Genomic DNA, 14,177 nt, shown 5'->3' with positions numbered 1-14,177 from the left:
AATGGGCAAAATCATCGGTATCGACCTCGGCACGACCAATTCGTGCGTGGCGATCATGGAAGGCAATTCGGTCAAAGTGATCGAGAACTCGGAAGGTGCGCGCACCACGCCGTCGATCATCGCTTACATGGAAGACGGCGAGATTCTCGTCGGCGCGCCGGCTAAGCGTCAGTCGGTCACGAACCCGCGTAACACGCTGTACGCCGTCAAGCGCCTGATTGGCCGCCGCTTCGAAGAAAAAGAAGTGCAGAAAGACATCGGCCTGATGCCGTACAAGATCATGAAGGCCGACAACGGCGACGCATGGATCGAAGTGCGCGATCAGAAGCTTGCGCCGCCGCAAATTTCCGCGGAAACGCTGCGCAAGATGAAGAAGACCGCTGAAGATTACCTCGGCGAGCCGGTCACGGAAGCTGTGATTACGGTTCCCGCGTACTTCAACGACAGCCAGCGGCAGGCCACCAAAGACGCAGGCCGCATCGCCGGTCTGGAAGTGAAGCGGATCATCAACGAACCGACCGCAGCCGCTCTGGCGTTCGGTCTGGACAAGGCCGAAAAGGGCGACCGCAAGATTGCGGTGTATGACCTGGGTGGCGGTACGTTCGACGTGTCGATCATCGAAATCGCTGACGTCGACGGTGAAATGCAGTTCGAAGTGCTGTCCACGAACGGCGATACGTTCTTGGGCGGTGAAGACTTCGACCAACGCATCATCGATTACATCATCGGCGAGTTCAAGAAGGAACAAGGCGTCGACCTGTCGAAAGACGTGCTCGCGCTGCAACGCCTGAAGGAATCGGCTGAAAAGGCCAAGATCGAACTGTCGTCGAGCCAGCAAACCGAAATCAACCTGCCGTACATCACGGCCGACGCATCGGGTCCGAAGCATTTGAACCTGAAGATCACGCGCGCCAAGCTGGAAGCACTGGTCGAGGAACTGATCGACCGCACGATCGAACCGTGCCGCACGGCGATCAAGGACGCAGGCGTGAAGGTTGGCGAAATCGACGACGTGATTCTGGTCGGCGGTATGACCCGCATGCCGAAGGTGCAGGAAAAGGTTAAGGAATTCTTCGGCAAGGATCCGCGCCGCGACGTGAACCCGGACGAAGCCGTGGCTGTTGGCGCCGCGATTCAAGGCCAGGTTCTGTCGGGTGACCGCACGGACGTTCTGCTGCTCGACGTGACTCCGCTGTCGCTCGGCATCGAAACGCTCGGTGGCGTGATGACGAAGATGATCAACAAGAACACCACGATCCCGACCAAGCACGCACAGGTCTACTCGACGGCTGACGACAATCAGGGCGCCGTGACGATCAAGGTGTTCCAGGGCGAACGTGAAATGGCAGCGGGCAACAAGCTGCTGGGCGAGTTCAACCTCGAAGGCATTCCGCCGGCACCGCGCGGCACGCCGCAGATCGAAGTGAGCTTCGACATCGACGCGAACGGTATCCTGCACGTCGGCGCGAAAGACAAGGCGACCGGCAAGGAAAACCGCATCACGATCAAGGCGAACTCGGGTCTGTCCGAAGCCGAAATCGAAAAGATGGTGAAGGACGCTGAAGCGAACGCGGAAGAAGATCACAAGCTGCGTGAGTTGGCCGATGCCCGCAACCAGGGCGACGCGCTGGTCCACAGCACGAAGAAGGCGCTCACCGAATACGGCGACAAGCTGGACGCCGCCGAGAAGGAAGCGATCGAAACCGCGCTGAAGGACCTTGAAGAAACGCTGAAGAGCGGTTCGAGCGACAAGGCCGCGATCGAAGCCAAGATCGAAGTGGTGGCCACGGCCTCGCAGAAGATGGGCGAAAAGATGTACGCCGACATGCAGGCTGCGCAAGGTGCCGAAGCTGCGGCAGCGGGCGCGGCAGGTGCGGGTGCATCGGCGGGTGGCGCGAGCCAGCAGCAGGACGACGTGGTCGACGCTGATTTCAAGGAAGTGAAGAAAGACTAAAGCCGGGTCGCAATTTGACCGTAAAGCCGCGCACAGCGATGTGCGCGGCCTGGCTGCAAAACGGTTTGCTCCCGTCCGGGTGCATGAACCTGCAAAGCGGTTATCGCGCCTGGTGAGCCTTTTTGGGCTCTCCGGGCACATTTGTTTTATGGAGGGCGTTGTTTGAACCGCGTCAAAACGGTGTGAACAGCGGCCGGACGAGTCGCAAGACTCCAGCATTCAAGAGGAGCCACCGCGCCCCATTGTGCGAGTGGCGTTGAACCGATATGGCGAAACGGGATTACTACGAGGTTCTGGGCGTCGCAAAGAACGCGAGCGACGACGAAATCAAGAAGGCTTATCGCAAGCTTGCGATGAAGCACCACCCCGACCGTAATCCGGGCAACAAGGATGCGGAAGAGCATTTCAAAGAGGTGAAGGAAGCCTATGAAATGCTGTCGGACTCGCAAAAGCGTGCTGCGTACGATCAGTACGGCCACGCGGGTGTCGATCCGAACATGGGCGGAGCCGGTGCCCAAGGCTTCGGCGGTTTTGCCGATGCGTTCGGCGATATTTTCGGCGACATCTTCGGCCAGGCGGCCGGCGGTGCCGCACGCGGCGGCGGTGGCGGCCGGCCCGGCCCGCAGGTGTATCGTGGCGCCGATCTGCGCTACAGCATGGAAATCACGCTGGAACAGGCCGCGCATGGCTACGACACGCAGATTCGCGTGCCGAGCTGGGTGTCGTGTGAAATCTGTCACGGTTCGGGCGCGAAGCCCGGCACCAAGCCGGAAACCTGCCCGACCTGTAGCGGTTCGGGTTCGGTGCGGATGTCGCAAGGCTTTTTCAGCATCCAGCAGACCTGTCCGAAGTGCCATGGCACCGGCACCTATATCCCAGAACCGTGCGGCCATTGCCACGGCGCGGGCAAGGTGAAGGAAACCAAGACGCTGGAAGTGAAAATCCCGGCAGGTATCGACGACGGCATGCGTATCCGCTCGGCCGGCAACGGTGAGCCGGGTATCAACGGCGGTCCGTCGGGCGATCTGTACGTCGAGATTCACATCAAGCAACACTCGGTGTTCGAACGCGACGGCGACGACCTGCATTGCCAGATGCCAATTCCGTTCACCACGGCGGCGCTCGGCGGCGAAATCGAAGTGCCGACCCTCGCGGGCCGCGCGAGCTTCACGGTGCCGGAAGGCACGCAGTCGGGCAAAACATTCCGTCTGCGTGGCAAGGGTATCAAGGGACTGCGTTCCAGCATTGCCGGCGATCTGTACGTGCACGTGCAAGTCGAAACGCCGGTCAAGCTCACCGAGCCGCAGCGCGAGTTGCTTCAGCAATTCGAGAAGGCGCTCGTGGAAGGCGGTGCGCGACATAGTCCGCAGAGCAAGAGCTGGTTTGATCGGGTGAAGAGCTTCTTCGATTAATAGCGGTTTGATTTGGTGGTCAGCATGACGGCAGATGAGCGCGACGCAGTTTTCGCGTTGCTCGACGATTGCGACGCGACGGCGGTGCGCCGTTCGAGTCGTCTGTACACGGGTTTTGTGCATGAGCGGGCTTGCACGGATGCCGCGCAACTCGAAGCCGTGTGCGAGACCGTGGCCGCGGATACACGGCGTGGTTTGCATGCCGTCGTGCTTGCCGATTATGAGTTTGGCCGGCATCTTCTCGACGGCGGCCTTGCTCACCGGGCATTGACAGAAACGCAGCGTGGCGATGCCACGCTGCGTTTTTTATTGTTTGAACGTTGCGAGAAGCTGTCGCGCGACGGGGTCGACGCGTGGCTCATGGAACGCGACGGCGGCACGGGCGATGCGTCGGTGGCAGGCACGGCGAACGTGCGCGTGAGCGTCGATCCTGAGCAATTCAACGAAGCGATCGATGCAATCCATATCGCCCTGCGCGCGGGCGATTCTTATCAAATCAACTACACGTACCGGCTTGGTTTCGATGTATTCGGCTCGCCAACGGCACTTTATCGGCGTCTGCGGGCCCGTCAGCCGGTTCCGTACGGTGCACTGATCGCGTTATCGGGCGGCAGCTGGGTGTTGTCGTGCTCGCCGGAGTTGTTCATCGAGAAGGAAGGCGTCATGTTGCGCGCCCGGCCGATGAAAGGCACGGCGCCGCGATCATCCGATCCCGTGACCGATCGGCATACCGCCGATTTCCTTGCAAACGACCCGAAAAATCGCGCCGAAAACGTGATGATCGTCGATCTGTTGCGCAACGATCTGTCGCGCGTGGCGCAAAGGGGCTCGGTCAATGTGCCTGCGCTGTTTTCGGTCGAGCCGTATGTGTCGGTTTGGCAGATGACGTCGACGGTGCATGCGACGCTGCGCGCCGGCACATCTTTCGCCGGGATCATGCGCGCACTATTTCCATGCGGCTCGATCACCGGTGCGCCGAAGCATCGCACGATGCAGTTGATCGAGGAGCTGGAAAGCACGCCGCGGGGTCTTTACACGGGCGCGATCGGTTGGCTGGACGCTCCTGCGACTGCAGTCGATGTTGCTGCTGCTTCTGACGCCCCTGGCGTCTCAGCCGATGCCACCGCTGCTATCGATGCTGCTGTAGTCCCAGTTGCCGCCATCGCCCCCACGGCCATCGCTGCCGATACCCACTCAGCGACTGCAAGCGAAAACACCTGCGGTGATTTTTGCCTATCCGTTGCGATTCGCACATTAACCTTAAGCCCGACTCCGCAGCAGGGCGAACTGCAAGGCAAGATGGGCGTCGGCGCGGGCATCGTACTCGACAGCGTTGCTGCGGACGAATATGCGGAGTGCCAATTGAAGGCCAGCTTTCTGACCGGTGCTGACCCGGGTTTCGAGCTCTTCGAAACGATGTATGCGACGCGAGAAGAGGGCGTGCGGCATCTATCGCGCCATCTCGCGCGACTCTCAGCGAGTGCCGCGACGCTGGGCTTCAAACTCGACGGCGAAAACGAAATTCAAGCACAAATCGCGGAGAAATGTACGGCGTTGGCGGCGCAAACCCCACACCGCCTGCGCCTCGCGTTGAGCAAAAGCGGCACGGTACAAATAACCACAGCGGTTCTGACGCCGCTGGCCGGCTCGACCGTCGGCGTGCTGCTTGGGCCGGACCACGCGTTCCCCGCGATGGACGCCAACGATCCGCTGCTGCGCCATAAAACCACCCGCCGCGCTGAATACGATTGCGGCTGGCGCGAAGCTGAAGCGAAGGGTGCTTTCGACACACTGTTTTTTAACGAGCGCGGCGAGTTGACCGAAGGGGGCCGGTCGAACGTATTTGTGAAGCTGGCGGGACAGTGGTGGACGCCGCCGTTAAAGTCAGGTGTGCTGCCTGGGATCATGCGGGGCGTGCTGCTGGAGGATACCGGTCTTCACGCGGCTGAACGCGTGCTGACACGAGTTGATGTGCTGAATGCGGAAGCGCTGCTGGTATGCAACGCCCTGCGAGGTGCAGTACCGGCGCACGTGCTGGACTAAGAAAGGGCTAGGGCTAAAGCTGAAGGCGCGCCGCGCTACCGGTCTTGAGAGCGTTGCGTGCCGCCGTAGCCGCTCAACTGTGCCAGGTTTTCGGCGATATCAGACGGGTCCCAAACAGGCGCAACTGCGCCCGCTCGATGGAGTCCGCTATCAGATCACGTGTTCAGAACGTGTGCTCCGGACCGGGGAACGAGCCGTCCTTCACGGCGCGGACATACGTTTCCACTGCAGCCTGGATGTTCGGCTGTCCCTGCATGAAATCCTTCACAAAGCGCGGCCGTTTGCCGGGGAAAATCCCCAGCATGTCGTGTAGCACCAGCACCTGACCCGAGCAGTCCAGGCCCGCGCCGATGCCGATCGTCGGAATCCGCAATTGCTTCGTGACTTCGCTCCCGAGCAGCGTCGGAATCGCTTCGATCACGATCAATTGGGCACCCGCATTCTGCACGGCAAGCGCGTCGCGCAGTACCTGGCTCGCGCCGGCGTCGGTTTTGCCCTGCACCTTGAAGCCGCCGAACGCGTGCACCGATTGCGGCGTCAGACCGACGTGCGCGCACACCGGAATCGACCGTTCGACCAGAAAGCGCACCGTGTCCGCGAGCCACTCACCGCCCTCGAGCTTCACCATCTGTGCGCCGGCGCGCATGAGTTCCACCGAGCTCCTGAAGGCGTCCTGCGGCGTGCCGTATGTGCCAAACGGCAGGTCGGCTACCACCAGCGCCGAGGGCTTGACCCGTGCGACGCTCGCCGTGTGATACGCGATGTCGGTAAGCGATACCGGCAGCGTCGTCGTCTGGCCTTGCAGCACATTGCCGAGCGAGTCGCCGATCAGCAGCACGTCGACGCCCGAGCGATCCAGCAGCGCGGCGAAGCTCGCGTCGTAACAGGTCAGCATGGCGATCTTTTCGCCGGCATCGCGCATTGCCTGCAGTTTCGGCACGGTGATGGCGTTCCGGCTCGCTTCCTGCAAATAGGTCATGGGGAAATCCGTTGAAAAAAGAGAGAGGCCGCGCCGTTTAAAGCGACGTGCCTTTGACAAAGAATTCCTTGCGGCCGCGCATCGTTTCGATGCGTTCAGTAAGTAGCGCAAGGTCCGCGTCCGAGTCGAGCGGATTTAGATGTTCAGCGTTGACCGTCAGCACGGGCACACGGTCGTAGTGATAGAAAAACTCGTTGTAGGCGTCGCAGAGCGCATGCAGATAGGCATCGGAGATCTGCAATTCCATTGGCACGGCGCGCTTCTGGATGCGTGCGAACAGCACTTCAGGACTGGCTTGCAGATAGACCACGAAATCCGGCGCCGGTGCGCTCACGTCGAGTCGTGCGGCGAGGGCGCGATACAACTGCCACTCGTCTTCCTGCAGCGTCAGACGCGCGAAGATGTCGTTCTTCTGCGTCATGAAATCGGCGATAAGCGATGTGCCCGCCACATGCGCGGCCACCACTTCCTGGGCCTGCTGCGCGCGCTGCAAGGCGAAATGCAATTGCGCGGGCAACGCATAACGCGCGGTGTCGCGATAAAAGCGTTCGAGAAAGGGATTGTCCTGTGGCCGCTCGAACAGTTCCTGCATCGACCAGCGCTGGGCAAGCCGCCGTGCGAGTGAGGTCTTGCCGACGCCGATCGGCCCTTCGATCGCGAGATAGCCGAAGGGCGGCCGTAATTGCGGCGCGGTGACGGTGAGTGGCGGCGAATTCATTCGCAATGGCCCTTGTCCCCGGCAGGGGCGCCGGCGGTCAATGCATTGAGCATTGGACACTGGCAGGGGCCCTTCACCTTTTCGATGCGTTGATCGCTCACGCCGTCAAGCAGGGCCTCGGCACGGCCGTGTTGCGGGATGATCAGTGCGGCGTCGATCTCGACCAGCGGCACGAGTGCAAAGGCGCGTTCGATCAAACGCGGATGCGGCACGATCAGATCGGCTTCGTCGATCGATTGATCGCCGAATAGCAGAATGTCCAGATCGAGCGTGCGCGGTGCGTTGCGAAACGGCCGCTCACGGCCGAACTGATGTTCGATCTTGTGGCACAGCGCGAGCAGGTGCCGCACGGGGAGCGTCGTCTCAACCTTCACGACGCAGTTGAAATAATCGTCGCCGCCCGCGTTGATCGGGGCGGTGCGATACAGGCTCGACTTGGCGAGCACGTTGATGGTGTGCTGTTGTGCCAGACACACCACCGCGTCTTTCAGGGTCTGGCGCGCGTCCCCGAGATTCGCGCCGAGGCCGAGATAAGCAACCGTCATGGCATAACTTCCTGCGACTATCGTTCGACGGCTTCAGCCAACACCGCGTCAGTCTTCGTGCGAGCCGTCATGGCCCGCGTCGTTGGCTGTGCGTTCTGGCGAACCGCCCTCCATTCCGTCGCCCGGTTTGCGGGTCCTGGCGCCACTGCTGCGCCGCCGTCGTTTTCTGGGGCTTCGGTCCTTCCCGCCTTGCGTGAGCAATGTCTCACGCGCAGCGACGTCTCCTTCTATGAACTCCGTCCACCACGCACCGACCGACTCATCGAGTTCGCCCGATTCGCAGCGCAACAGGAGGAAATCATACCCCGCTCTAAATCTTTGGTGTTCCAGCAGCTTTAGCGCGCTTCTTCCCGAGCGTTTTTCGAGGCGCAACTGCAGGCCCCAGATCTCGCGCATATCCGATGAAAAGCGCTTGTGGATCGCGAGCTTCTCGGTTTGCATGTCGAGGACTTCGTCCATTGCGCGATGCAGGGCCGGAACCGGATATTCGCCGTTCGCTTCAAATTGTTGCCAGCGCGTCTGTACGTCGTGCCACAGCAGGGTGGCGAACAGGAAGCCCGGCGAAACCGGCTTGCCGGCGCGCACGCGGGAGTCCGTATTGGTCAGCGCGAGCGTGATGAATTTCTCGCCGATCGGCTGCTCCAGCACCACGTCCAGCAGCGGTAGCAGGCCATGATGCAGGCCTTCCTGGCGCAGACGTTTCAAACAGGCAAGCGCGTGACCCGACAGCATCAGCTTGAGCATCTCGTCGAACAGACGCGCGGCCGGCACGTTGTTGATCAGATCGGCCATGTTGGCGATCGGTGCGCGGGTCGTGTCTTCGATCTCGAAGTCGAGCTTGGCGGCAAAACGCACTACGCGCAGCATGCGCACCGGGTCTTCGCGATAGCGCGTGGCCGGGTCGCCGATCATGCGCAACAGACGCGCGCGCATGTCGGCCATGCCGTTGTGATAGTCCAGCACGGTTTGCGTGGCCGGATCGTAGTACATCGCGTTAATCGTGAAGTCGCGGCGGGTGGCGTCTTCGTGCTGCTCGCCCCAGACGTTGTCGCGCAGCACGCGGCCGCTTGCATCCACCGCATGCGTGCGGCGGTCGAGCTCGTCACGCTTGAGACGGCGCGGCGGCGCGGCGTCGGCTGCGGGCGGATCGACCAGCGCGCGGAATGTCGAGGTTTCGATGATTTCCTGGCCGAACTGCACGTGCACGATCTGAAACCGGCGGCCGATGATGCGCGCGCGGCGGAACAGCTTCTGCACCTGTTCCGGGGTGGCGTCGGTCGCAACGTCGAAGTCTTTCGGCTTGATGCCGAGCAGCAGATCGCGCACCGCACCGCCGACGATAAACGCGCGATGCCCGGCTTCCTGCAGACCTTCGGTGACGCGAATCGCGTTTCTCGAGATCAGCGATTGATCGATACCGTGCACGTCGTGCGGAATGATGACCGGCACGTCGGGGTCCCGCACGGCTTTGACGGCCGGCCGGGCCGGTTTGCGGCGCGCTTTGCTGGCGCCAGACGCGTTGCGTGCCGGTGCCTCGCCGGCTTCGTCTGATTCGGCTTCGGCGGGCGTGGTGTTGTCAGCGGGCGCCGAGTCCTGGCCGAATAGCTTGCGTATAAGTTTTTTGATCACGAGGGTTGAAAGAGTTCGAGGATGCGCCAGCCTTTGGCCTGCGCATGGGCGCGCAATGTGTCGTCGGGATTGGTCGCGATCGGATCTGTGACCTTTTCGAGCAGCGGGATGTCGTTGTGCGAGTCGCTATAGAAATAGCTGTGCTCGAAGTCGCTCCAGGTCTTGCCAAGCGATGCCAGCCACGCCTCGGTACGGATGATCTTGCCTTCTTTGTAGCTGGGCGTGCCGGTGGGGCGGCCGGTGTACGGCGAATGCGGCTGGCCGTCGACGGTTTCCGCCTCGCAGGCGATCAGCGCATCGACGCCGAACGCCTGAGCGATCGGGCGGGTGATGAATTCGTTGGTCGCCGTGACCACGCAGCAGAGATCGCCGGCTTCACGGTGCTCCCTGACCAGTTCCAGCGCGACCGGAAAGATCGCCGGTTTGATCACTTCATGCATGTATTGGGCGTGAAGATCGGCGAGTTGCGCACGCGTGTACTTGGCGAGCGGCGTGAGCATGGCGATCAGATAAGCATGAATGTCGAGCTTGCCGGCTTTGTAGTCGGCGAAAAAGCGGTCGTTTTCACGGGCGAAATTTTCGGCGTCGACCATGCCTTGTTTCACCATGAAGCGGCCCCATTCGTGGTCGCTGTCGGTGGGAATGAGCGTGTGATCGAGGTCGAAGAGTGCGAGATTAGCCATGGGGGCCTATTTTACTTGAAGCGGCGTCGGGGGACGCAGATGAAGCGGCTGCCGACACGGATGAGGCGGGCGCGGTTCGCCGTTCATCGGCGTCGGGCGAGGCCAGCATGGTGCGCAGGAGCGGCAGCGTGACCGCGCGTTTCTGTTCGAGCGAGAAGCGGTCGAGCGCGTCGAGCAACGCCATCAGGCTCGGCATATCGCGGCGAAAATGTGTCAGCAGGTAGGCCGGGACGTCGTCGGCAAGCATGATGCCGCGCTCACGCGCCGCGTGTTTCAGCACCGCGGCTTTGCCTTCGTCCGGCAGCGGCGCGAGGTGAAACACGAGCCCCCAGCCGAGGCGCGTGCGTAGATCTTCGCGCACTGTCATGCCGATCGGCGGCGCGTTGCCCGCGGCGACGAGCGCGCTGGTGGGGTGCGCGCGCACTTCGTTGAACAGGTTGAACACGGCAATCTGCTGCGCCGCGGACAGGCTGTCGCAATCGTCGATCGCATACAGCGCGACGCGCGGGTCGAACGTGAAGGCGGCGAGGCTGCTTTGTGGACCGGCAAAGCGTGCATGACCCGGCGGCGCTTCGTGGACCAGCGCCTGCAGCAGATGTGTGCGGCCGCTGCCGGCTTCGCCCCAGATGTAGAAGGTGCGATCGGCCACCGGCCCGGCCGCGAGCGCGGTATCGAGCTCGCGCAGCCGCGTGACCAGCTCGGCGTTGGCGCCAGCGAAGAAATTGTCGAATGTCGATGGCGGCGGGGTGCCGAGATCGAGCGTCAGTTGACGAAGCACAGTAAGTTAATGCCGAAAATGAGGCTTAGGCCGCAAATGGCCCAGACTTCGGGCCCTAAAACGTGAATGGACAGTCAGTGAGCAGTCAGTGACTCAGTTGTTGTAAAGCGTGCTTTCCAGGTAGCTTTGACGCAACTCGCGCATCGCTACCGACAGAATGGCGCTGACCGGCAGCGCCAGCAACACGCCGAAAAAGCCGAACAGTTGACCGAACGCGAGCAACGCGAAGATTACCGCGAGCGGGTGCAGGCCAATCCGTTCGCCGACGAGGCGCGGCGTGAGATAAAAGCTCTCCACGATCTGGCCGACGCCGTAAATCAACGCGACCGCGCCGAAGCCGTACCAGTCGCCGAACTGCAGCAGTGCCGCGAGCAGCGCCAGCGCGAGACCGGTTGCAAAACCGATATACGGAATGAACACCGCGAGGCCCGTGAAAATACCCACCGGCAGCGCGATTTCGAAGCCGGCGATGGTCAGCGCAATCGCATAATAGACTGCGAGCACCCCCATCACGAGCAACTGGCCGCGCAGGTATTGCGACAGCATCTGGTCCATGTCGCGCGCGAGTTGCAGCGTCTTGTCGAGCCAGCGGCGCGGCACCACGATCTGCATGCGGGCGAGCATGCGGTTCCAGTCGTATAGCAGATAAAACAGCACGAGCGGCACCAGCACGGCGTTGCCGACCACCGTCATCATCACGTTGCCGCTGGTGCGGATGTAGGTCCATGCATACAGCGCGACGGTTTGCGCGCTGCCTTCCAGCTGCCCCATCACGAGATCGCGGATACTGGCGAAATCGAGCGAGTCGGCGAGGCCCAGCATGGCGAGCTTGGGTTGCAGCCAGGCGCTGACATGCGCGAAGAAAACCGGCACCTGTTGCCGCAACTGCGGACCTTCTTTCTGGATGACGGCCAGCACCAGCAGCACGAGCAGCGTCATTACCAACGAAAAGAGCAGCATCATCAGCAAGGCGGCGAGTCCGCGCGGCACACGCCGGCGCACCATCCACGCGACGCCCGGTTGCAGAATGTACGCGAGAATGGCACCGAGCAGGAACGGCGTGAGGACCGGACTCAGTAGCCAGAGCAGAATGCCGACGCCCAGCGCGATCGCCAGCCAGATGAAGGCGCGGCGCTGCACAGGCGTCAGGATCGAGGGGTTCTGTTGCAAAGTTGTTTCCCAGGTGTCGTCCCGACCGGAAGATTCAGGATGATTCAAATTCCAGCCAGACGGCCGGCAACTCTGTATGGGACCAGAGTAAGCGCTGAAGCGCCAACTCTGGTCGGCATCGGGTAAAATCGCATTTTACCGACCTTCTTGCCCTTCCCCATGAATCAACCGAAATCCGCCCCTGACGCCCAAGGGTTGTCGTATCGCGACGCCGGCGTGGACATCGACGCGGGCGACGCCCTTGTCGACGCGATCAAGCCCTTTGCCAAAAAGACGATGCGCGACGGCGTGCTGGGCGGCATCGGCGGGTTTGGCGCGCTGTTTGAAGTGCCGAAGAAGTACAAGGAACCGGTGCTGGTGTCGGGCACGGACGGTGTCGGCACCAAGCTGCGCCTCGCGTTTCAACTGAACAAACACGACACCGTCGGCCAGGATCTGGTGGCGATGAGCGTGAACGACATTCTGGTGCAAGGCGCAGAGCCGCTGTTCTTCCTCGATTATTTCGCTTGCGGCAAGCTGGACGTCGCTACGGCGGCAACGGTCGTGAAGGGTATCGCGCATGGCTGCGAATTGTCCGGCTGCGCGCTGATCGGTGGTGAGACGGCTGAAATGCCGGGCATGTATCCGGACGGGGAATACGATCTGGCCGGTTTTGCGGTCGGTGCGGTAGAAAAGAGCAAGATTATCGACGGTAGCACGATCGCCCCGGGCGACGTGGTGCTGGGTCTGGCTTCCAGCGGTATCCATTCGAACGGGTTTTCGCTGGTGCGCAAGATCATCGAACGCGCGCAGCCTGATCTGAATGCGGATTTTGATGGCCGAACGCTCGCCGACGCATTGATGGCGCCTACGCATATTTACGTGAAGCCTTTGCTGGCCTTGATGCAGCAAATCGCTGTGAAGGGCATGGCGCACATTACCGGCGGCGGGTTGGTCGAGAATATTCCGCGCGTTCTGCGTGAAGGTCTGACGGCCGAGCTGGATCACCGTGGCTGGCCGATGCCGCCGCTGTTCTCGTGGCTGCAGAAGCACGGCGGCGTGGCGGATGCGGAAATGCACCGCGTGTTCAACTGCGGGATCGGGATGGCGGTGGTTGTGTCTGCTGCTGATGCTGACGCAGCGATCGGCCTGTTGTCGGCTGCCGGCGAGCAGGTCTGGAAGATCGGCGTAATTCGCGAAAGCGCGGCCGGCGAAGCTCAGACGGTAGTGGTCTAACCAGCCAGCCTGACCAAGGGCTGGTTTGCCTGCGCGGCGTATAGAAAAAACGCCGCGCGGGTAAAAAACCTCAAATCAACGTTTCAATCAAGCTGACGACCTGCGCAGTCGCGTTGGGATCGCAGCAATCAACAACAACCCGCTCTGTCATGCTGCGCAACCACGTGAGTTGCCGCTTGCACAATTGCCGGGTAGCAAAGACCCCCTTATCCCGCATGGTCGAATAATCGACCGCTCCGTCGAGATATTCCCAGACCTGCCGATACCCTACGCAGCGCATGGACGGCATCTCGGGCAGCAAATTCCCGCGTTCGCGCAATTTCACCACTTCGTCGATAAAACCATCGGCCAGCATTGCATCGAAGCGCTTTTCGATGCGCGCGTGCAGCACGCTCCGGTCGGAAGGCTCCAACGCAATCGGCACGAAGCGCCACGCTGAAGCGGCGTCGTCTGTTCGAGCGGGCACGGCCAGCAAAGCGGACATCGCTTGCCCAGTCAGCATGAAAACTTCGAGCGCCCGCTGAATTCGCTGCGAATCGTTCGGCGCGAGGCGTGCGGCCGTAATCGGATCGACAGCGGCAAGCCGCGCATGCATAGCCGGCCAGCCATCATGTGCGGCGTCGGCATCGAGCGTCGCGCGCACGTCGGCATCGGCGGCGGGCAGGTCGTTCAGCCCCTGAGTGAGCGCTTTGTAGTACAGCATCGTTCCGCCGACCAATAACGGCAGCCGCCCGCGCGCGCTGATCTCGCCGATCAGGCGCAACGCGTCGCTGCGAAATTCCGCCGCCGAATACGCGTCCGCCGGATCGACGATATCGATCAGATGATGCGGCGCCGCTGCGCGTTCTTCCGGCGTCGGCTTGGCGGTGCCGATGTCCATCTCGCGATAGACCAACGCCGAATCGACGCTGATGATTTCTACTGGGCGCCGTGTGGCCAGCGTCAGCGCGGCAGCGGTTTTGCCGGATGCGGTTGGGCCCAGCAAACAAGGGATCGGCGTGGGCGTGCGTGAAGTCATAGGCAAGACGGCGCGCACTGAAGAAGCGTAATC

12 protein-coding genes are annotated in these 14,177 nt (G+C 61.8%); 4 read left to right on the top strand and 8 right to left on the bottom strand.

Annotated elements, in window-relative coordinates; all coding sequences use genetic code 11:
• The first annotated feature begins 1 nt into the window (after position 1).
• From dnaK to PQR40_RS31665, 3 genes are all read left to right on the top strand, one after another.
• Positions 2-1,954 carry a molecular chaperone DnaK gene (dnaK, locus tag PQR40_RS31675; RefSeq protein WP_408225415.1) on the top strand — a complete coding sequence of 651 codons (1,953 nt, stop codon included), beginning with the start codon at positions 2-4 and terminating at the stop codon, positions 1,952-1,954.
• Positions 1,955-2,220: 266 nt separating this feature from the next.
• Positions 2,221-3,366 (top strand): molecular chaperone DnaJ, encoded by a 1,146-nt coding sequence (gene dnaJ / locus PQR40_RS31670; RefSeq protein ID WP_408225418.1) that lies wholly within the window; start codon positions 2,221-2,223, stop codon positions 3,364-3,366.
• A 24-nt stretch (positions 3,367-3,390) separates the two neighbouring features.
• Positions 3,391-5,409 (top strand): chorismate-binding protein, encoded by a 2,019-nt coding sequence (locus PQR40_RS31665; RefSeq protein ID WP_408510620.1) that lies wholly within the window; start codon positions 3,391-3,393, stop codon positions 5,407-5,409.
• A gap of 163 nt (positions 5,410-5,572) precedes the next feature.
• Here PQR40_RS31665 and panB read toward each other — a convergent pair whose 3' ends face one another.
• The 7 genes from panB to PQR40_RS31630 all read right to left on the bottom strand — a co-directional run bounded on the left by panB (position 5,573) and on the right by PQR40_RS31630 (position 11,911).
• Complete coding sequence (gene panB, locus PQR40_RS31660) at positions 5,573-6,388, bottom strand: 3-methyl-2-oxobutanoate hydroxymethyltransferase (protein ID WP_408225424.1); 816 nt, start codon at positions 6,386-6,388, stop codon at positions 5,573-5,575.
• A 37-nt stretch (positions 6,389-6,425) separates the two neighbouring features.
• A complete protein-coding gene (locus tag PQR40_RS31655; protein ID WP_408333111.1) occupies positions 6,426-7,106 on the bottom strand; it encodes a deoxynucleoside kinase in 681 nt (226 codons plus the stop codon).
• A complete protein-coding gene (folK, locus tag PQR40_RS31650; protein ID WP_408225430.1) occupies positions 7,103-7,651 on the bottom strand; it encodes a 2-amino-4-hydroxy-6-hydroxymethyldihydropteridine diphosphokinase in 549 nt (182 codons plus the stop codon). The genes PQR40_RS31655 and folK overlap by 4 nt, the downstream gene beginning before the upstream one ends.
• Positions 7,652-7,699: 48 nt before the next feature.
• The gene (pcnB, locus tag PQR40_RS31645; RefSeq protein ID WP_408225433.1) at positions 7,700-9,280 is read right to left on the bottom strand and encodes a polynucleotide adenylyltransferase PcnB; all 1,581 of its coding nucleotides are present in this window, start codon (positions 9,278-9,280) and stop codon (positions 7,700-7,702) included.
• Complete coding sequence (locus tag PQR40_RS31640) at positions 9,277-9,963, bottom strand: histidinol-phosphatase (protein WP_408225436.1); 687 nt, start codon at positions 9,961-9,963, stop codon at positions 9,277-9,279. The genes pcnB and PQR40_RS31640 overlap by 4 nt, the downstream gene beginning before the upstream one ends.
• On the bottom strand, positions 9,956-10,741 hold the full coding sequence (gene hda / locus PQR40_RS31635; protein ID WP_408225439.1) for a DnaA regulatory inactivator Hda: 786 nt from the start codon (positions 10,739-10,741) through the stop codon (positions 9,956-9,958). Before hda ends, PQR40_RS31640 begins: the two co-directional genes overlap by 8 nt.
• A 93-nt stretch (positions 10,742-10,834) precedes the next feature.
• Positions 10,835-11,911 (bottom strand): AI-2E family transporter, encoded by a 1,077-nt coding sequence (locus PQR40_RS31630; RefSeq protein ID WP_408333108.1) that lies wholly within the window; start codon positions 11,909-11,911, stop codon positions 10,835-10,837.
• 159 nt (positions 11,912-12,070) lie between these two features.
• Here PQR40_RS31630 and purM point away from each other — a divergent pair, with 159 nt between their 5' ends.
• Positions 12,071-13,126, top strand: coding sequence for a phosphoribosylformylglycinamidine cyclo-ligase (gene purM, locus PQR40_RS31625; RefSeq protein WP_408390787.1), 1,056 nt, complete (start codon positions 12,071-12,073; stop codon positions 13,124-13,126).
• A 70-nt stretch (positions 13,127-13,196) separates the two neighbouring features.
• Here purM and miaA read toward each other — a convergent pair whose 3' ends face one another.
• Positions 13,197-14,144: a tRNA (adenosine(37)-N6)-dimethylallyltransferase MiaA gene (gene miaA, locus PQR40_RS31620; RefSeq protein ID WP_408510619.1), complete on the bottom strand. Its 948-nt coding sequence runs from the start codon at positions 14,142-14,144 to the stop codon at positions 13,197-13,199.
• Positions 14,145-14,177 lie beyond the last annotated feature (33 nt).

The sequence above is a fragment of the Paraburkholderia sediminicola genome (assembly GCF_046026855.1).
Classification (GTDB): Bacteria; Pseudomonadota; Gammaproteobacteria; order Burkholderiales; family Burkholderiaceae; genus Paraburkholderia; species Paraburkholderia sediminicola_A.
This window is presented reverse-complemented; position numbering and strand designations above follow the sequence as displayed.

What these genes read in the sequence shown, in the direction of transcription:
- PQR40_RS31665 (WP_408510620.1), top strand. Translation starts at nt 3,391, where the DNA reads ATGACGGCAGATGAGCGCGACGCAGTTTTCGCGTTGCTCGACGATTGC.
- PQR40_RS31655 (WP_408333111.1), bottom strand. Translation starts at nt 7,106, where the DNA reads ATGAATTCGCCGCCACTCACCGTCACCGCGCCGCAATTACGGCCGCCC.
- PQR40_RS31640 (WP_408225436.1), bottom strand. Translation starts at nt 9,963, where the DNA reads ATGGCTAATCTCGCACTCTTCGACCTCGATCACACGCTCATTCCCACC.
- folK (WP_408225430.1), bottom strand. Translation starts at nt 7,651, where the DNA reads ATGACGGTTGCTTATCTCGGCCTCGGCGCGAATCTCGGGGACGCGCGC.
- purM (WP_408390787.1), top strand. Translation starts at nt 12,071, where the DNA reads ATGAATCAACCGAAATCCGCCCCTGACGCCCAAGGGTTGTCGTATCGC.
- dnaJ (WP_408225418.1), top strand. Translation starts at nt 2,221, where the DNA reads ATGGCGAAACGGGATTACTACGAGGTTCTGGGCGTCGCAAAGAACGCG.
- miaA (WP_408510619.1), bottom strand. Translation starts at nt 14,144, where the DNA reads ATGACTTCACGCACGCCCACGCCGATCCCTTGTTTGCTGGGCCCAACC.
- panB (WP_408225424.1), bottom strand. Translation starts at nt 6,388, where the DNA reads ATGACCTATTTGCAGGAAGCGAGCCGGAACGCCATCACCGTGCCGAAA.
- dnaK (WP_408225415.1), top strand. Translation starts at nt 2, where the DNA reads ATGGGCAAAATCATCGGTATCGACCTCGGCACGACCAATTCGTGCGTG.